This window comes from Saccharothrix carnea, from assembly GCF_003014735.1.
GTDB classification, from domain to species: Bacteria; Actinomycetota; Actinomycetes; order Mycobacteriales; family Pseudonocardiaceae; genus Actinosynnema; species Actinosynnema carneum.
Genome location: NZ_PYAX01000002.1, coordinates 147,543 through 165,898, shown reverse-complemented (window position 1 = coordinate 165,898; position 18,356 = coordinate 147,543). Strand labels below are relative to the sequence as shown.

The window sequence follows — 18,356 nt, the reverse complement described above, 5'->3', positions numbered from 1 at the left end:
TGCTGCCCCGAACTGTCCCGTACCGCCGTCACCGAATGAATGCACAACCCACGCGAAACCCAATTCACCACCCGACCGCCGCCGCTCCACACCTGCCGCCCTCGCATCACCGTGCGGCAGACGTCGACACTCCCATCAACCTCCCCAGCGACGCCCGAACGTGTCATCGACACATTCCGTAAACCTGATCACCAAACCCGGACCGGTCCCACGCCCACCGGACCCCAGGACCGGCCCGGTCCGCCCACAGCACACCGCTACCGGGAATCAGGACTTTGCGCCTCCATGCTCGCCGCCCGCACAATAAGCGCACTGGTCGCCGCATGTGCCCTGTCGAGCCCGACAGCCAGCAGCGTTGCCCGGATAACCGAGACCGGAACGCGGTTCCTCAGCGCCAGCGAAGTGCGCTCAGTCTCGATGTCGAGCCGAGTCGCAACGTCCGCCGGAAGCATCACCGGCACCAGATCCGTCACGTCGTCATAGATCAAAGGGGGAACTTCATTAGTCACCGCGCCAGCGTCGCCGGTCAGATCAACAAACACCAGTGCCCAATAGGCTGACGATCCACCAACCCCCGACCGAGGGTCCCAACCTCACCGGCCCTACCACCCCCCTCCCCACCCCATCACCGCACCTCAACCCCACCCCAAGTACCCCGGACACCCCCGCAACCCCACCCCCACCGGTCCCACCACCTACCGATCTTCACCCCCCATCGCCGCCACCTCCTGCCACCCTCCGCAACACCACCCCGCTGACCAGCAGAAACAGCCCGTCGACCCCCCGATTTGGACCACGGAAGACGATCATGTAATCTATGCCCACACCACGGCGAGAGCCGAGTCCGGGTGGCGGAATGGCAGACGCGCTAGCTTGAGGTGCTAGTCCCCGCAAGGGGGTGGGGGTTCAAGTCCCCCCTCGGACACGCGCACTATTCACACGGCCCACGGGTTTGATGATCACATCAGCCTCGTGGGCCGTGTGCGTGTAACGAACTTGCAGGTCAACGGCCCTGTAGAGGCCCGCCACGCTCTCTATCTCAGCATCGGCCAGCGCCGCTCCGACGTTACCCAGTGAGTCGATCACCGCGTGCACCTCAGCGGCACTCAGGGCGTCCGGTGCCGGTGTTCCCTCCAGTTCCGCCCGCGCGGCTGCCCGCACCGCCTGCGCCTCGTTCATCGGCTCGACCAGTGCCAGCGGGTCAATTCCGGCTTTGATGGCCTCTTGGAACCGGCTCAACTGAGCCTCCGCTTTGGCGAGCCGCGCTTTCGCCGCTTCCCTGCCGTTCGCCGCGCCGTTCGTTCCCTGCGACTCAACCAGGGCGGCAACGGTCCGGTCCCGGTTCTCCGGCGCGAACAATCGCCCGAGCCACCCGTTCACCGCCTCCTGAAGAACGTCCTCGCGGAGGTAGACCGTGGGCGGATGCGTGGCCAGCGCAGGTGATCCGGGCGCGAGCGTCCGAGCCGGACACCGGTAGTACACGCCGCGCGCCCGTGGGCTGGCTTCCATCTTCCGGCCGCACGCCGTGCAACGGACGATGCCCCGGAACAGGTACGGCCGTTTCGTGGGCCGCTCGGCGCGCTCGGTCTTGCGTGCCGTCTTCAACCCGCCGGCGGACTTCGACTTGCGCAGCAGGTGCGCCTGCGTGAACTCCTCGACACTCACGATCGCCGGATGAGCAGGCTTGCGGGATCGCACGATCCGATCGGCGCTCGCCCGCCGGAACCGGATCACGTAGCCGGCCGCCACGTCGTCAGGGTCGAGCAACATCTCTTGCCGCGCCCAGCGCCCGAAGAATGCGAACCCGGTGTACCTCGGGTTGTCCAGGATCGCTCGGACCGTGCTGCCCTGCCAGCCATCGGCCAGTCGGTGCCGGTTCTGGTCCGGCCGTCGAGCAGATGGGCAGGGAATCCCGTCTCGGTTGAGGCCCGTCGCAATCGCCCGGTCACCTCGACCGCTCACGTACTCGGCAAAGATCCGCTGGACGACCTCCGCCGACTGCTCGTCAATCGCCAGCACCCGCAACCGGTGGCCCTCGCTCGCCTTCCTGGGGTTCGGGTGCGGACCACCGTCCACGACCACGTAGCCGTAGGGCGCACGTCCGCCCTGGTGTCGCCCTTCGTTCACCACTTGGGCATCCATCGCGGCCCGGACTCGTGCCTGCACGTGCTGACGCTCGGACTCGCTCATACCGCCGAGCACGCTCATCAACATCTTGTGTGACGGGTTCCGGGCGTCGAACTTCCCGCCCAGCTCCGGCACCCACAGATCGACGCCGTACGCGGCGAACTTCGGCGCGATGAGCGAGAACTGGTTGCCGAACCAACACCGCGTGCCCTCACCGACCACCACGGCGTTCCACCCGCGATGCGGGTTCTTCAACGCCGCCAGCAGCCGAGCCGCCTCTTCGCGCCGCTCCCACGGCACGGACCGCGACTGCCCCACGTCGAAGAACTCCTCAGCGACGACCCCGCCGAGCGGTTCCACGAACTTCCGTGCGTTGCCGAACTGCCACCCGCGCGACGTCTCGGGATCTTGGTTGTCCTCCGTCGAGCACCGCCCGTAGACCGCTACCGGCCCGATACCGTCCTCGATCGCTTCGACCACCTCGACGCCCAGCAGCTCGTCCAGCGTCGCCCACGGGTCTTGGCTGATTTCAACAGTCATCGTCACCTCCTCCCGGAGGTCCGTCCAAGACCTCCACCTCGGTCAGTTCGACCAGTATGGCAAGCAGTATGCGGCTGGTGGCAGGCGTCAGCACAGGAAGTTCATCCGGCAGGCGCACGGTGACACGGCCGTCATCGGTCATGCCTGATCACCGCCCTGAGAGCCGATTTCATCAGAAGCCACCCGCTCGACAGCCGCCCGGATGTCCGCCGTCAGGTAGCCACGAACACGTCGTGAGGTCTCCCCATCCGGCACGTACTGTCGCAGCGGCTTGCACCCCAGCTCGCTCATCTCGCGAGCGAACGTGACCGCCTCGACCTCCAGCGCCTCTACCAGCTCCGATGTGGGCACGAACTCACGTTCGTCCAGCTCCTCGCCGAGGTAGTCCACGACCGCCGCCAACGGTTCCGGCAGGTCCACGACCCATCCATCAGCCGTCCCGCTCACGATCGCCTTGACGACCGAAGTCGAGTCGATCGAACGTGCCGCACCGTCACCCACGGCGTGACCGGCAAGTGTGCCCGCGGCTTCCCTCAGCGCTCGCCCCCGCGCACAGATCACCCGCCACTCGGCGTTCGGCATGTAGTAGGTCCGCACGGTCATGGCGATCATGTCCGCGCCGGCGTCCGTCTCGCCGTCTGGCCGCAGGATGCCGACGCCCTTGTGACTCGGCAGCAACGTCGAAGCGTCGTACCCGCGCGTGTTCATCTGCTCGCCGAGCACGATGTTCGAGTCGCGCCAGTCCATCACCCGCAACGCGAACCGTGAGCCGAGCACCGCCCGCAGCCGAGACGGGATGGTGTTCGAGTCCGGCCGCTGAGTGGCCAGGATGACCACCACACCGGCCGCCGGCCCCTTCCGGACCAAGTACGTCAGCAGGTCCGCGATGTACGCCCCGAGCGTGGTCTTCTTGCCGCCCACCTGCTCATGCGTCGCGTTCTCCAGGAACACCTGAACCTCATCGATCACCACTCCAGTGATCGGCATCCCAAGGTCCGCGTCCCGCGAGATGGCTGGCGTGATCTTCGACTCCGGACAGATTTCATCGTCCAAAGTGGCCATCCGCGCATACCGAGCTTGGACCTCTGCCACCAACTCCACGAGGTGATCGCGCACGGCGTATGCGTGCTCAAGCTCGTCACCGCACACGTACCTGTAGGCGATCTGCTCGGCAGCCTCCCAGTCCTTGCCGCCCTTACCGTCGAACACGTACAGCCGCGCGTACGGGTCCAGCACCAGCCCAGTAGCCGCCAACCGAGTCGCGAACGTCTTGCCCTGCCTAGGGATCGCACCCACGAGCAACGACGTCCACACCAACGGAAGGTCAACGCGCCGGTTCCGTGCATCCCGCCCGAACGGCACCGGCCGCCACGCATCCCACCGCTCCACATCGAGCAACGGCGTCCGCAACGGCGAACCCGCGTACGGGTCTTCGTCAGCGACCCACAGAGCCACCCGCCCCGCGTGCCCACCGCGACCACGGACCCGCTCCACGATGAGCTGTACCTCGTCCACCGCCAGCGCCGACGCAAGCGCGTCCCGGTGCTTGATGACGTCCGCAGCCTTCCGCGTAGCCGGAAGATCGACCGTGACCGCCCAACCCTCTCCCACACGTGCCGCGCGCTCGACCAACCGCAAGGTCTCGTCCTTGCCGATCAGCTTCGCGTCCCGGAACGCGTCGACCAGGAGTTGCGAGTCCATCGTCCACGCCAGCGTGCGCGGCCCACCCAACACCGCCTTGCGCCCCGGCGAGCCGTCCTTCCGACGCCCCACCATCGCCAGCACCACCGACACCAACCCGGCCGCACTCCACAAGACAATCCCGCCGTAGAGCACGTGCAGCACGAGCAGCACCGCCGCGACAGCCCCGACCACAGCACCGGTGACCTTCCACCGGAACAGCGTCAACGCGCGAATCTCCACGAACTTGTCCGCCAACTTCTCGGACTGCTCCGCAGCCTCCCGGTAGTCACGCACCCGAACCCAGCGCCGCCACGCACGAGCGGCTACCACCACTCCCCTGCCGACTCCGCTGACGAACCGGCTCGGCAGACGCACAAGCCATCTGAGCGCATTTTTCAACCACCACTGAATCAATTGTGATGACTTCAACTTCGGCGGTACGACACCGGCTCGCCGCCAGCCGCTCCCCAACCGCCGAACCAACGTCTTCGGCTCACCGACCAACTCGCCATCGAGCACCGGCTCAGTGGGCACCAGGTCGCCGTTCATGAACGGCCCCCGTCCTCCATGAGCGCCGTAGCAAGCCGTGACGACAACCCACGCGAACACCCGGTGACCTCCCGGACCCACGCCGGCGTCACCTTCACGTCCGGCGTCCGCGCCGCCCGAGCCACGGCGAGATAGTCCGCGAACGACGTCCGCGGAGCCGTGGGCGCCGGTGCCGGCGGAGCGCTCGGCGCGGCGTTCACGGCCGCGCCGAGCTTGTCCCGCAACTCCGTGACCGCCTCCGCCGCAACGAAGACGACCAACGGCGGCACCGAGTGCAGCACCACGAGCGCCGCCGAGCCAGCCACGAACGCACTCCAGGTGTTCATGACGTACGTGGCAGCGAGCGTGAACCACTTCGCCGCCCGCACCCATCCGCCCATCCGAACGCCATACCGAGCGGTGACCTGCTCGGCCCGAAGGATCGCCAGCAGCACCAGCGACACCATCGGATCGAGCAGCCACGCCGCAGACCAGGCGAGCGACCACACCGGCGCACCGGCCGCCGCGAACTGCTGGACGTTGGTCATCGTGAACGCCAGCCCGAGCAAGATCCCCGTCCAGCACAACCGGTCGACCTGCCGAGCCACCCGTTCGACCGACTCGCTCATCGCCGCTCACCCCGACGACGAGACGGCTCGTACGTCGTCACGGTCAACGCCCGCGTCAGCGTGTAGGACGCGAACAGCGCCGGCACGACAAGCACCGCAAGGAGCAACCACCCGTCACCGCGATGGGTGATCACCACCCACTGCACCAGCACAATCAACACCGCGTTCACGGCCACCCGACCGGCGAGCGACACCAGTCGGGCACTCGTCCGTGCCGCGTTCGCGGCGGCCTTCGCTCGCCGAGCACCAGCCCGCCAGACGGACAGCAACACCAGGACCACGCCGAGTCCAGCGAGCAGTTGCGTCGGAGTGAGGCTGAGAGCGTTCATGAACCCGGCCCCCTCTCGACCCGTTCACCGCGTTGCAGCCAGTGCGGGTGCAGCTCGCGCCGATCATCGGCAGCCAGCCCGCCCCACACGCCGACCGTGTCCGCACCGGCCGTGCGCAACGCCAGTTCCAAGCACTCGTCCCGCACCGGGCAGCCGGCACACATGCGCGCGGCCAGCTCCCGATCGGTCATCTCCTCGTCCACCCACGGCGGCAGGTCCGGGAACGTCTCCATGCACAGCCCGTCGCGTTCCACGACCAGGGCCAGCACCGCGCTCGGCACCCACCGGAGCCGGTCCAGCTCCCAAGCGATCGAGACCAGGTTCACGGCGTGCCTCCCGAACGGGGCTCGCCGAGCAGCCGCACCAGCACGTTCGCCGGGATGACGAACCGGCCGCGCCGCCGCACCAGCGGCAGCCTGCCGAGCCGAACGGCGCGGCAGAGGGTGGACGGTTCGACGCCCAGCAGCCAAGCGGCCTGACGAACCGTGTAACCGGAAGAAGGCAGAGAAGTACGCATCAGAAAGCCCTTCGACTTATCGAGCTGACGATTTCAGCTCTATATTGCTGATTTCAGCGCAACGGAAGGCGCGTTTGATCGCACCCGGCGCGAAATGCGCCGAGTCACGTCACGGAACAGCGGAAGACGGCTAATCTCAGCGCTGAGGCGGAGCGCGGAGGAATACGTGTCGGAGGATTGGGCGGCAGTCGCCAAGGCCATCAACCAGCGCGTGAACGAGCTGGGTTGGCGTCAACGGGAGCTTGCGGAACGCTCGCACGTCTCCCAAGCGATCGTGCGCGAGATCCAGCACCACACGGTCGAGCGCCGCCGCAGTCCTCGAACCCTTGAGTCCCTGTCGACCACGCTTGGCTGGCACCCGCAGCACCTGGACTCCGTGCTGCACGGTCGAAGGCCACCGGAAGCCGACGAGCCGATCACCAACCCGACCGACAGCCTCTGGTCCCGTTTGGACGGTTTCGAGCAGCGGCTCAACGACATCACCGACCGCCTCGACGACCTCAAGTCGGACCTCTCGACCGTGATCGAACACGTCCGCGACCGCCGTTAGCGCGATGCATTTCCGCTGGTGGAGCGAGCTGTTTTCCATGGCTCAATTCCACTGCGGAAGCGCCTTCGGCCCCATGCATCACCGATGCACATCCAGTGCACCACCAGTGCACATCGCTCCGGGGGGATAGCGAGAAGATGAGCCAGCACGAGGGTTGGACCGGCCGAACCGCCAGCGCTCTTCAGGCAGCCATGCGCCTCACCAACGAAGCGTTCGCCGAGCACCTGGGAATCGCCGTCCGCACGGTCGCCGGCTGGCACCAGAAACCGGACCTCAAGCCCGAAGTCCGAGATGCAACAGCTCCTCGACACCGCCCACGACCAGGCGGACCCAGCGGTCAAGGCCAGGTTCGCCGCTCTGATCGCCGAACCGAAGCTCGACCTGCCAGACGGCTCGGCGGCCGATGCCGAACTACGGCTCAGCTCGGACCCGAACATCGTCGCGGCGCTGGACTGGCTCGACCAGCACGCGGGTTGGGAGCCGGGAACGGCACGGCGCGACGTCGCCGCCCGCCTCGTCCGCCTGGACGTCCGCGCGCTGCAGGACCGGGGCGTCCGCCGGGGACGGGTGAACCAGCGCGACACAGCACGAGCGCTCGCCGAGTACTACGGCGCGACCACCACCGGCCACGGCCGCTACGCCGCCCGCTTCAGCTCCACCACCCGCGCGTCCACGACTGTGTTCACGCACCCGGACTGGCTCGACCTCGACTGCCCGCTCATCCCGGCCCACGACCGGCTCAAGCTGTCGACCGTCACCCCGAACGATCATCAGACGATGGACGAGGCGAGCGCCGGACACGCAGCACAGCGGCTGGCCGAAGCGCTGGCGCTCGGCAATCGCATGGTCAACATGCCGCTGTATCGACTGCTCGACGTCGGCGTGCAGAGGCACAAGCTCGGTGGCAGCGTCGGCGTGACGAACTTCGTTGGGTACGTGGTGACGATGGACCTGCTCGAAGGCGAGCTGGTTGACGCGCTCACCACCAACCAGCCGATCAGGCCCGGCACCCTCCCCCTCCGGGACGCCTACCTACCCAACCTGTCCTCGGTCCTCGACGTCTCCGACCGCATGTGCGCGGGCGGTGCTCTCGCCCTGACCGCAATCGCACGACCGGCCGACCCGTTCCGGGGTGAAGCGGACTACCTCCTGCTGGTCCAGGAACGCTCCGGCCACGTCATCAACGCCGCGCGCCGTCTGGCCGTGATCCCCAAGGGCTTCCACCAGCCACTGACCGACTACCGGGCCGATGCCCAGATCGGCGCGACGCTCCGCCGCGAGATGGAAGAGGAGCTGTTCGGCCGCGACGACATCGACAACACGATCGGCGACCAGCGCCACGCGGACCCGATGCACCCGACCCGCCTGTCCGAGCCGATGCGCTGGCTGCTCGCCGAGCCGGGTCGTCTGCGGATGGAGTGCACCGGCTTCGGCCTGAACCTCGTCAGCGGCAACTTCGAGTTCGCCAGCCTGATCGTGATCGAAGACGAACAGTTCTGGACGGAGTTCGGCGGACAAGTCCGAGCGAACTGGGAAGCAGCGAACCTCCGTCAGTTCTCCAGCCTCGACACCGACAGCCTCGAAGAACTGACCAACGATGTAGCGTGGAGCAACGAAGGACTGTTCGCGCTACTCCAGGGTCTCCGCCGTCTACAGCAAATCGGCGGAGACCGCGTGAACCTGCCAACGATCGAATGGGAGACAGAGTGACCGCCAACTGGCAAGCCGGAAACGCCAACGAAGACGGCGCGGTGACCCGCGGCTGGCTGGTAGGCCACTTCATCGACCCGTCCGAGGGCGTCCGGTCCCAGAAGGACGTAGAGGTCAAGTGGTTCAACCACCCGGCTGGCGACAAGCGTGTCGAGTGGACCTCCGACGACCAGCGAACGACCCTGGTTCTGTTGGTACAGGGCAACTTCCGCGTCGACACCACCGAGGGCAACACCACCATGACCCGCCCCGGCGACTACGTGATGTGGGGTGCCGGCGTCGACCACTCGTGGGAAGCACTCGAAGACTCGACCGTCCTCACGGTCCGGTGGCCGTCACAGACCTGACACTTCGATTGCCGGCAGCTTCACCCGCCGGCCACCGATCTCCGCGAGCCGCCGTAGTCCCTGGAGCAACGCGAACAGCCCTTCGTTGCTCCAGGACTCGTGCGTCACCAAATCGGTGATCAATTCGTCGTCAAGGCTCGAATACAACCGCAATCCCGACGCTTCCCAGTTGGCCTCAACCGCCCCACCGAAGCGTGTCCAGAACTCCTCGTCCTCGATGACCACAAGACTAGCGAACTCGTAATTCCCGCTTACCAGATTGAACCCGAACCCGGTGCATTCCATCCGCATCCTGCTCGGATCTTCGCGCAGCCACCTCATCGGCGCAGACCACCGCCCAGGGTGCATCGGCGCAGCCGCGCGGCCCTCCCCCGCCGTGGTGTCCACCTCGTCGCGGCCGAACAGCTCCTCCTCCAACTCTCGGAGCAGCGTGGCGCTGACCCGAGCGTCCGCCCGCACATCGGTCAACGGCTGGTGGAAGCCCTTCGGTACAACGGCCAACCGCCCGGACGTGTTGAGCACGTACCCAGACCGCTCCTGCACCAGCAGCGCGTAGTCCGGTGCCCCACGGTATGGATCACGCGGACGAGCGATGGCACACAGCGCCAGCACACCGCCTGCGCACACGCGTCCCGATAGGTCGAGCACGGCATCGAGATTCGGCAAGAACTCGTCCCGTAGCGGCAGCACACCCGTCCCAGCGCCAGACACCACCGCCTCGACCAGCTCGCCTTCGAGCAGGTCCGCCGTCAAGGCGTACTCGGCGAAGTCCACCAGCCCCACCGTGCCCTCGATGGCCGAACCGACGTCCACACGCAACAGCCGGTAGAGCGGCAGGTTCATGACCCGGACGTCCAGCGCGGCCCACTCAGCGAGCCGGTCCACAGCCGCTTCCGCCGCCGCTTCACTCAGGGCAGCGCGCGGACCATCACGGCGGCCGGCGAGCACCAGGCGGTCGTTCTCCGCCGTCAACGAAGCGGGCTGATCAAGCCACTCGGCACGAGCAAGGATGCTGGTCCTGACGTCTTCGCCACCACAACGCACGCGGTACATGTCGTGCCCAGCGACTCCACGTCGGTAGTACGCGCGGAGCGCACGAACGATCTGCTCCCGACTCACCCTCGCGCGCCGATACCGCCGGTCGACCATCGTGCCCGCTTCGAACGTGGCGAGCTTGGCGTGCACCTTCGCTCGGCTCTCCCCCGGTGCCCACCCGGCCCGCTCGTCCAACCAATCGGCCATGTCAGCCAAGTCCGCGTTCGCACGCACGTCGAACCTGCCGACGTCGCGCCCCGCGGACCCAGCAGCCGAAGGTTCCGCCAACAACTCGTGGATGCTGGTCCGGAAGATCTTCTCCAACAGCCGAGCAGTCACCGGCCGGACCGGACCGAGCGGCTGACCGGACGATCTCCGCCCCGCAGCCAGCCTGTGGAGGTGGCGCAAGCTGATCGTGCCGGGTTCGCCAGCCTCCCGCGCGAAGACCTCGACGTACTCGGCGAACTCCTCCAGCGTCTGCTGTCGGTCCCAAATCTTCTGCTCAAGCACCGTCCGCGCCGTCCGCATGATCACCTCTCACCGGCTGATTCTGCGCTGACAAGCCGTTGATTTCAGTGTGTCACGAGGTAGCTGGAGCCCGTCCCGAGCCCCGTCCCATCACGCCAGCCCGTCCCGACCGACGGGACACGTCGCACACCAGCACTGACCAGCGCAAACACGCCACAGTGACGGCCGGGACGGGACACTCCAACCCGTCCCAAACACCCGAAACGGCCGTGCGCGACGCCATCCGAATGGATGGTTCGCACACGGCCGTCCCGTCCCACAGGTGCCGGGGGAGGCATCCGGCACCCCATGCCCAACCGTCAGGCGCGGTCAACGACGGTTGGAAGTCTCCAGCGCCAACAGGTCCGCCAAGTCCGGGCCGCTCATCAGCAGCCCGTCACACTCGGCCGGCGACACGAGCCACCGTGTCCGGTGCCCTTCGACCACGGCGGGCGGCAGCGGCAGCATCGCGTCCCGAGGGAAGACCAACCTCTCGTCCAACCCCTCTGCCGACGACACCACGAACACGGCCGACTCGATCATCAGACCAAGCGTCGGCACCGGAAGCATCACCACCGGCGTCGGCGACATGCGGAACGCCTTCGACGCGACCACCCGCCGCGCCAGCTCAGGCTCCACCACCACCGCAGCCATCAGCTTGCCCAGCACAGCCAACGCCGACCGCGTGACCCCGCCGTCCGACACCGGCCACAGCCGCCGGACCTCCTCCGGGTCCAGAGTCGCCATCGCAGGCGACGCCAAGGCGAGCGCATCGCACTCAGCGTTCGTCACCGGCTCAACATAGGAGTCACCGACCCACAGCGCCCCCGGCACAACCGGCCACCCACGCCCGACGCATTCCAGCGCCGTCTCCAGCCCGTTACTCGTCACCCTTGCCCCCGACCCAGAAGATCCGAGGGTTCGCACTCCCACCGGCCCGGTAGAAGATCAGCGTGTTCTCCGCCGACTGGAGCCCCATGCGCATCCCACCGTGCACGCTGATCACCTCGACCCCCTTCTTGGTGGTCATCCCCCACGCCACGATCTGCAAGTCCTCCGGAGGCCCGAACGTCTCCTGCACCACCGCGAACACACGCGGCGCCTGATCGTCCACGAACTCCTGAACCTCACCGACGACCTTCGGGTCATCGAACAGCGAGATGGGCACCTCCCCGCCCTCCCCCTGGTCGCTGTCACTCACCAGCGTCACCGTCATGACTGCCTTCCCTCTGCTCCTCACGGATCAGGCACACCTCATCCCGCGCCCAAACCGCCGCCTGTGCGTTCTCCTGGCACTGCCGCACGTACCGCCTACCGACGGCAACGAGGTAGAGCAGAGGGATCACGAGCCACACCAGGAACAGCGCGACGCCACCAAGATCACTCGCCAACTCACTCCACGCCACAACCATCACCACCTCAGACGATCCGCTGACCAAAATCTTGGCCAACACTCAGATTGAGGCGAATGACACACGAGTGACCTTTGATGACCTGCCAGGACCAGATCCGAAGCGCGCGATGATCACTGGATCGAAATTCGAAGGGGGCGTTGCGTTGGCATAATTTATGTTCCGACGTTAAAACATGATCAAAATTTCCCAAGGCAGCCGAACGTTATGTTAACAGTGTTCATATGCCGGACACCCGCAACCGAAACTCTTCGAACGTTTGGGCATTGGCGCGCCTTGTGGAGTTGACAATGGCTCGGAAACTCGATATTGCCGCAGAAACATTATCTCGACGCCGCAATCCTCCGTTCTCGAAAACGGTGCCCAGTTGCAGTGGAGCAAATGGAAGAAGTGCGTCGACAAGAGGCGCCCAGTACGTCACAGCTGTCGTCGGACTTACGTTCAGACTGAATGAGAGTTTGAAACTGTCTGCTATAGCACGACCCAGAAAACTCTCTGCGGCAGCCGCCACGGCAGCCACTAGGAGGTGCAGGGAACCACGTTTACGAAGATATTCAAGCATCTCCTTATCATCAGAAGTTAGAGACTCTTCGGACATGGCGGTTAGAGCAGCTTTCGCTTCGGCGACCGCTCGCCACAACGAGTAGCAGAATACGAGATGGGTCGCCGATGTGTGTTCGGAGAAGTAGCGCGAATATACCTCATCACTTTCCCAGATACTGCGGAGATCGTGATAGGCCGTACCAGGATCTTGGTGAAATGCTGCCAACGCTTGCGCGGCAGTATCTGAAGGTATGAGGTTCGAAGGACGCCGCGCTCTGTCATCTGGACCGCCTCGGCGCGCGCCAAGATAAGTCACGTCCGGGATTTTCTCAAACTCCCGCCTAAGCCGATCTTGGTGGCGATCGCCACTTCGGAAGTCTGAAGGCTTGATCGGATTCTGGCTATTGTTGAAACGGATAACGCTTTCAACCAAGGCTGGATCCGTAGCTTGCACGAAGCGAATCATTACTTTGGCCCCGACGAGCTGTGCTCGAGCCACGCGAGCTAGAGCCCCCGTAGTCTGTGCGCCGTTAACTACAGCGATTCCAGAGAGCTGAAGAAGACTTCGCTCCTCGTCGACTTCGAACTTGTGAACTAGCGCTGTCACGCCGTTGTTGAACGCCCAAAAGCGCCCAGGCTGAGTGCTTGCCGTCTTCTCGATACCAAAGTTAATATTCTGTGCTGCTCGCCGACTCGGCATATATCCGCGTACGTTCGCGGAGAACAACCTATCTTCGTGCTTCTTATGCAGGTCGTGGAGCCAAATCGCTGGCACAGAGGTGCATACAGCCTTCCAACCGTCTCCTTCTTCAAGGAACCATCCAGTTGCTGGAACTTCTAGGTCATCCGAAACGAGGATTGCACTTTGAGTGCTGATGTACCACTCTTGTAGAAGCGCTCGGCCAACTTCAAGATACCTAGCTTCGATCTGAACATCCGGGTATCTCTGAACAAGCAACGCTTTTGCGGATCGTGCGGCACGCTCCAGTTCAAGTGCAACGTTCTGCGATTCAGGAAGATTGTGACAGTACCACAACTCTACTGAGTCGATTTCGCCACGACGTATCGCTTCGTCAAGCTCTTCAGCAGCAGTACGCAGCGCCGAGCCTAGATAGGCGGGTCGCTCGTTCCCAAGTATCCAGGATGCCGCAATATTCAAGTCGGACGCCTTGTTAGAAGGTGCAGAGGCACGCCCTGCATTTGCGCTGACGTAGCCCTGAACTATGACCGCTGTTCGACTTTCAGTGTCGATGTACACCGCATCGCACTTGTGGTCGGAAGCTCCGTCAGTAAGTGCGGTCGCCGCAACTGCCGCTATATCGTCGATACCGAATCGGAGTTCGAGAGCAAACAAAACCAGTCCATTGGGGGAGAAGCCCTGCAAGTCAGACCTAGCTTGAAAGGCGTTCCACGCGGCGGTTGGCATATCAACTACCTCTTGAGGTTTGAGGTCGGGCGAGCGATGGGACGTTGCAGGTCGGTAGTTTGACCCGGCTCAACCTGTACTTCGTCACGAACTCCTCACAGTGTTACATGTGTTCCGGGGTCCAGCGAAAGATACATGTCTGCGACGGTCTGACCAGCGGTTAAGGCAGCAGATCTACTCCAGTCAGGCACGAGGTGCCATAACTCAGGTCGCCGCCCGGTGTCACTGCCGCAGGCTCTTGCATTGACGCCAACACCCACGATATCACAAAGGATGTTTATTGACGATTCAGCATCCGTCGAATTTCACGGGGATTACTGCCGCCGATGCTCTACGAGCTTGCCACCTCTTCCCATCCCTACATTACCGCCATGAGCTGACTATAATAACATGTCGTTCAAGTAATGATAATGCACTAATCCAGAACGTCGCGGATGCGTCCCACAACTGTGACCTAGCGTAGAATGTCCGCGTGCTGGGTTGGATCAGGAAACTTTGGACTCCCGCAAAAGCTGCTCGAACTAACGATATGAGGAAGCTCTCGAATCGAACCAAGAGGCGCAAATCTCGCTTTGTCAGAATCGGTTCGACAATGAACGTGCTCGTAGAAGAACGGCGGGCCAGTAAGTCGACCACCAAGACATCAAAAACAAAACTTTTGTCGCTCCGCGCAGCGATGACTATAACCATCGTCGTCACACTTGGAGTACTTTCTGCGGCCTTAATTTCACTATGGTGGGCCCTTGATCGTCCACAACTCGCCTCTACTGGACAATTGGGCATTAAAGATCAGTTGGACCTGGTGCGCTTAGCTTTGATCGTTACCGGCGGGATCGGTGGATTAGTTGCACTTGTAGTTGCTTACAGAAAACAAAAAATCAATGAAACAGCGGAGTTTCGCGAGGAAACGAAGCTAATCAATGAGCACTTCAATGCTGCATGTGCGCAGCTTGGACACGATTCCCCAGCAGTAAGGATGGCAGGCGTTTACGCTCTGGCTTCTGTTGCCGATGAATGGTCACTGAAGAGGCAATCTTGCATTGATGTCCTTTGCGGTTACATACGGCTCCCGTACGAGCATAATGCCGACGCCGAGAACTGGAGGGTCGGTGAACGCGAGGTGCGATTGTCGATCATTCGTGTACTCTCTGACCATCTGCAACCCCAATCTTCGCCCTCGTGGATAGGCTATGACCTGGACTTCACGGGAGCTGTCTTTGATGGCGGAGACTTCACAAGTTGCCACTTCTCCGACTGTCGACTTGATTTCACGAACACCAAGTTCGTTGCAGGACAAACCCTCTTCCACAGTGCAAAGTTCACGAACGTACACCTGGAGTTCGAAAACGCCACCTTCCAAGGTGGAGACCTCAGTCTGCGATGGACCAGGTTCCAGAACTGCACGTTCTGGCTAACCGGCATAAAAATGATTGAGGGCCAGATCAACTTCAGTCTGGCAAAGGCGCGCGAATCCGAGTTCACGTTGACTGAGTCTGTCCTTACAGGTGGAAAGATCGACCTTAGCCAGATGGAATTAGAAGGTGGCGGGATTGACCTATGCTTCGCAGAGGTCGACGGCTCAGAACTGGATATGCACTTCCTTAAACTAACCGACGTCACCGGGGATTTTGGCTGCGCAAATTTCAAGTCGGGGGTCGTCAATTGGCGATCGGCGAAGTTCCATAACGCGGAGTTGAATTTTGGCGAATCAAAACTTAGCGGGTGTTTGATGGATTTCACCGATGCAACCTTTGTTGCAGACAACGACTTGACCGAAGGGGACTGGAAGAGGCTGGTCATACCAAATCGCGTCGATCTCTCTGGAATGGAGACACAAGGGGATGCATCACCGATCTTCAGCGAGTGGCCTGACGGAACTCCGAGCGGCCTGGTCCTTACGCGAGATAGAGACCCCGGGCGGCGAGCGTAAGCCAAATAGCTTTGTCATCAGTTTCGTGACGCAGGGGTCAGAAGTGCCATAAAGCGATTTGACCCCTGCGTCGCGTATCAACGACGGCGAGTCTTTCTACCGGCGCTTAGCACCGGACGACCGAGGCAAATGTCGCTTTGCTCTACAGCTCATGCGACTCCGACAAGTGCAAGTCGGACACATAATTCACCCCGCGAGATAATTCCAGGTGACCTGGAATTATCTCGCGGGGTTTGTGCTTCCCGACGACCCCTCGAGCCTACCTGCTGGACCTTGTTCGTGGGGTGTCTGCCAGCGTTCCGGCAGGAGCAGTGGGTGGCGTCCGGCCCTTCGTGCCATGACCTGCTGGCTGCGGTCGTGGCGGAGTTCACCCGGCGGTGGGTGTTCGGCTCGCCCGGCCCGGGATGCGTCCCGCGACCGGGTGTCGCCGAGAGCCGCGCGGCACCCGGCCTGCCGGTGCCGTCGCTGTGGCACCGCGGAGCGCTGCGAACGGGTCGGCGGCCAGAGAGGCTGCCGTGCGGGGCGGGTTCCGCGAGCCGGTGCGTCGACCTGACTGGCGGATACGTCGGGCTGATCCGCCTCCGAGGCCGTCTCGTGGCTCAAGGCCAGTGGGAGCTGCCCGCCTGCCTTCGAGCGATCTTCGTTTCCGGGCAGGTCGTGGACAGGCTGCGGGGCGAGGCGCCTGCGTGGTGTGCGCGCTCGCCCGGTGGTGCCGGGGTCGAGCAGCGCGACGCCGGCGGCGTCGCAGCGGAAGACAAGCCCGAGTTCGTCGACCAACCGTGCGTTCTGCTGCGGGTCGGGGTTGTCGGCGATGCCCGCAGCGGTGAGGTGTGCGGCGATGTGGGCCAGCAGGTGGTCCTCGCGCAGGTAGAGGTTGCGCGACGCGTCCTCCGGTCGGGTGCGGGCGCTGGTGTGACCGTGGCGGCAGCGGTAGGCGGCACGACCGTGGGAACGGTGAGAGTCCATCTTCCGACCACACAACCCGCACTGGAGCCTGCCCACCAACAGGTAGACGCACTCGCCGCCAACAGCGTCGGCCTGGCGGATGCTGTTCCTGGTGGCCTGAATGGTCTGGGCGGTGACGAAGTCCTGCTCGGACACCAGCGGGGTGTGGGCGATGCTGGTCGAGATCGCCCATGCATGCTGCTCGTTGCGGACGCTGGTCCGACGCCCGCTCGGCAAGCGGGTGGCGCGGTCGGCGCTGGTGCGGTTCCACACCTGATGACCGGTGTAGCGCGGATTGCCCAGGATCTCCACTACCGTACGCAGCGACCAACCCGCATCGACCCGACCCCGGTCGCGTACCGCGTCCGCGCTCGACGGGCTGGGCACGGCCTGCTCGTTGAGGTGTCGGGCGATGCCCGCGGCACTGTGCCCGGCCAGACGTAAGGCGAAGATCAGCTTCACGGTGGGTGCGGTGGCCGGGTTCGGCACCAGCCGCTGCTGCCGCACCCCGCGCCGCGCCAACGCCCGATTCGGATGCGGGCCGGCGTCGACGAGACGGTAGCCGTAGGGCGGCCTGCCGCCGAGATAGCGGCCCTGCTCGACGGTCTGCATGCGCATGGCAGTGACGACCCGGTGCCGGGAACGCAGCACCTCCGTGAGCGAGCGCTTCGCCAGCAACGCCAGCAACGCTTCGTGCGCGGGGTTGCCGAAGTCCACCGGCCCCTCCGCCTCCGGCAGCCACAACTGCACCCCGAGCTGCTCCAGCACCGCCCGCAGCTCCCGCACCTGGCTGGTGCCGAGAAAGGCACGCTCGTACTCTCCGACCACCACCGCGTCGACCCGGTCCGCGTTGGCCGCGATGTAGCGCAACATTGCCCCTGCCCGAGGCCGCAGATGCCACGGCACCTGACGGGAACACCCGACCTCGAAATACTCCCCCACGATCGCGCCGTGCCCTCCGGTGAGCCTGCGCGAGACATCCAGCTGCCATGCCCGCGAGGTGCGCGGGTCCTGGTGCTCACGGGTGGAAGCACGCCCGTAGAACAGGAACCGCATACTTCCGACCGACGTGGCGTCCATCGCCGGGATACCCGGCGGGATGGTCGCGGCGATCCACTCGGCGAGCGTAGTCGGGCGTGGCAGGTCGGACACCGTCATGCTTGATCCTCGACGTCGGAACGGGGATGGACGCCGGGGTGACGAGGTGCCCTCGCCGCCATGACAAAGAACTACGGAGATGCGCCCGATTGGAGCAGTCCGAGCCGCCTGGATCGTCGGTGAGCCCGCGGCATCCGGTCGCTGATGTCGAGGTCCGCCGCGACCTGGTCGACACGGCGGTCGGACGCGACCAGGGCGAGGACCTTGCTTCGGAAGTCGGGTGGATACCGCTCCGGCACCGTGGGCTGTCCTCCGGGCTACTGAGACGCGTGATCATCCAGTAACCCGGGTCCGTACAACCAGGTGAGGATCAGTCGCCGTGGTCGACATGGTCCGAGGTGGCCCTTGCTTCCTTGATGATGTCGAACAAGGCACTGGGGAGCATCACCCGTCTTGGGTCGCGTCGCTACGGCAGCACGAACGGCGATCGCCCGAGTAGA

At 64.3% G+C, this 18,356-nt stretch carries 17 protein-coding genes and 1 tRNA gene; 5 read left to right on the top strand and 13 right to left on the bottom strand.

The annotated features are described in order from the left end of the window. Window positions 1-257: 257 nt before the first annotated feature. Window positions 258-542, bottom strand: a complete 285-nt coding sequence (locus tag B0I31_RS04990) for a hypothetical protein (protein WP_106614134.1) — start codon at window positions 540-542, stop codon at window positions 258-260. 300 nt (window positions 543-842) lie between these two features. Here B0I31_RS04990 and B0I31_RS04985 point away from each other — a divergent pair. Beyond that, a tRNA-Leu gene (locus B0I31_RS04985) sits at window positions 843-925 on the top strand. Here B0I31_RS04985 and B0I31_RS04980 read toward each other — a convergent pair. From B0I31_RS04980 to B0I31_RS39910, 6 genes are all read right to left on the bottom strand, one after another. Then, window positions 907-2,667, bottom strand: a complete 1,761-nt coding sequence (locus B0I31_RS04980; RefSeq protein WP_106614670.1) for a recombinase family protein — start codon at window positions 2,665-2,667, stop codon at window positions 907-909. The genes B0I31_RS04985 and B0I31_RS04980 overlap by 19 nt on opposite strands. A gap of 138 nt (window positions 2,668-2,805) precedes the next feature. Continuing rightward, on the bottom strand, window positions 2,806-4,899 hold the full coding sequence (locus B0I31_RS04975; RefSeq protein WP_106614133.1) for an FtsK/SpoIIIE domain-containing protein: 2,094 nt from the start codon (window positions 4,897-4,899) through the stop codon (window positions 2,806-2,808). Continuing rightward, window positions 4,896-5,507, bottom strand: coding sequence for a hypothetical protein (locus B0I31_RS04970; RefSeq protein ID WP_106614132.1), 612 nt, complete (start codon window positions 5,505-5,507; stop codon window positions 4,896-4,898). Before B0I31_RS04970 ends, B0I31_RS04975 begins: the two co-directional genes overlap by 4 nt. Continuing rightward, window positions 5,504-5,836 carry a hypothetical protein gene (locus B0I31_RS04965; RefSeq protein WP_106614131.1) on the bottom strand — a complete coding sequence of 111 codons (333 nt, stop codon included), beginning with the start codon at window positions 5,834-5,836 and terminating at the stop codon, window positions 5,504-5,506. Before B0I31_RS04965 ends, B0I31_RS04970 begins: the two co-directional genes overlap by 4 nt. Continuing rightward, window positions 5,833-6,162, bottom strand: coding sequence for a WhiB family transcriptional regulator (locus B0I31_RS04960; protein WP_106614130.1), 330 nt, complete (start codon window positions 6,160-6,162; stop codon window positions 5,833-5,835). The genes B0I31_RS04965 and B0I31_RS04960 overlap by 4 nt, the downstream gene beginning before the upstream one ends. Continuing rightward, entirely contained in the window at window positions 6,159-6,353 is a 195-nt protein-coding gene (locus tag B0I31_RS39910; RefSeq protein ID WP_146173738.1) for a MerR family transcriptional regulator, read from the bottom strand. Before B0I31_RS39910 ends, B0I31_RS04960 begins: the two co-directional genes overlap by 4 nt. A 166-nt stretch (window positions 6,354-6,519) precedes the next feature. Between B0I31_RS39910 and B0I31_RS04955 the strand changes: the two genes are divergently transcribed. The 3 genes from B0I31_RS04955 to B0I31_RS04945 all read left to right on the top strand — a co-directional run bounded on the left by B0I31_RS04955 (window position 6,520) and on the right by B0I31_RS04945 (window position 8,960). After that, complete coding sequence (locus tag B0I31_RS04955; protein ID WP_106614129.1) at window positions 6,520-6,903, top strand: helix-turn-helix domain-containing protein; 384 nt, start codon at window positions 6,520-6,522, stop codon at window positions 6,901-6,903. A 291-nt stretch (window positions 6,904-7,194) separates the two neighbouring features. After that, window positions 7,195-8,613 (top strand): transcriptional regulator, encoded by a 1,419-nt coding sequence (locus B0I31_RS04950; RefSeq protein WP_245949700.1) that lies wholly within the window; start codon window positions 7,195-7,197, stop codon window positions 8,611-8,613. Next, a complete protein-coding gene (locus tag B0I31_RS04945; RefSeq protein ID WP_053714951.1) occupies window positions 8,610-8,960 on the top strand; it encodes a hypothetical protein in 351 nt (116 codons plus the stop codon). The genes B0I31_RS04950 and B0I31_RS04945 overlap by 4 nt, the downstream gene beginning before the upstream one ends. On the opposite strand, the gene B0I31_RS04940 is transcribed toward B0I31_RS04945, so the two are convergent. The 5 genes from B0I31_RS04940 to B0I31_RS04920 form a co-directional block, all read right to left on the bottom strand. Beyond that, the gene (locus B0I31_RS04940; RefSeq protein ID WP_245949698.1) at window positions 8,949-10,505 is read right to left on the bottom strand and encodes a transcriptional regulator; all 1,557 of its coding nucleotides are present in this window, start codon (window positions 10,503-10,505) and stop codon (window positions 8,949-8,951) included. The two genes, B0I31_RS04945 and B0I31_RS04940, sit on opposite strands and share 12 nt — an antisense overlap. Before the next feature lie 327 nt (window positions 10,506-10,832). After that, a complete protein-coding gene (locus B0I31_RS04935) occupies window positions 10,833-11,336 on the bottom strand; it encodes a hypothetical protein (protein WP_146173737.1) in 504 nt (167 codons plus the stop codon). A 46-nt stretch (window positions 11,337-11,382) separates the two neighbouring features. Beyond that, on the bottom strand, window positions 11,383-11,703 hold the full coding sequence (locus B0I31_RS04930) for a hypothetical protein (RefSeq protein ID WP_146173736.1): 321 nt from the start codon (window positions 11,701-11,703) through the stop codon (window positions 11,383-11,385). Further along, complete coding sequence (locus B0I31_RS04925; protein ID WP_106614126.1) at window positions 11,696-11,956, bottom strand: hypothetical protein; 261 nt, start codon at window positions 11,954-11,956, stop codon at window positions 11,696-11,698. Before B0I31_RS04925 ends, B0I31_RS04930 begins: the two co-directional genes overlap by 8 nt. A 178-nt stretch (window positions 11,957-12,134) precedes the next feature. Further along, entirely contained in the window at window positions 12,135-13,883 is a 1,749-nt protein-coding gene (locus B0I31_RS04920) for an AIPR family protein (protein ID WP_106614125.1), read from the bottom strand. Window positions 13,884-14,355: 472 nt separating this feature from the next. On the opposite strand from B0I31_RS04920, the gene B0I31_RS39905 reads away from it, so the two are divergent. Next, a complete protein-coding gene (locus tag B0I31_RS39905) occupies window positions 14,356-15,813 on the top strand; it encodes a pentapeptide repeat-containing protein (protein WP_146173735.1) in 1,458 nt (485 codons plus the stop codon). Window positions 15,814-16,032: 219 nt separating this feature from the next. Here the strand turns inward: B0I31_RS39905 and B0I31_RS04915 are convergent, their stop codons facing one another. Next, window positions 16,033-17,916, bottom strand: coding sequence for a recombinase family protein (locus tag B0I31_RS04915; protein ID WP_106614124.1), 1,884 nt, complete (start codon window positions 17,914-17,916; stop codon window positions 16,033-16,035). Window positions 17,917-18,356 lie beyond the last annotated feature (440 nt).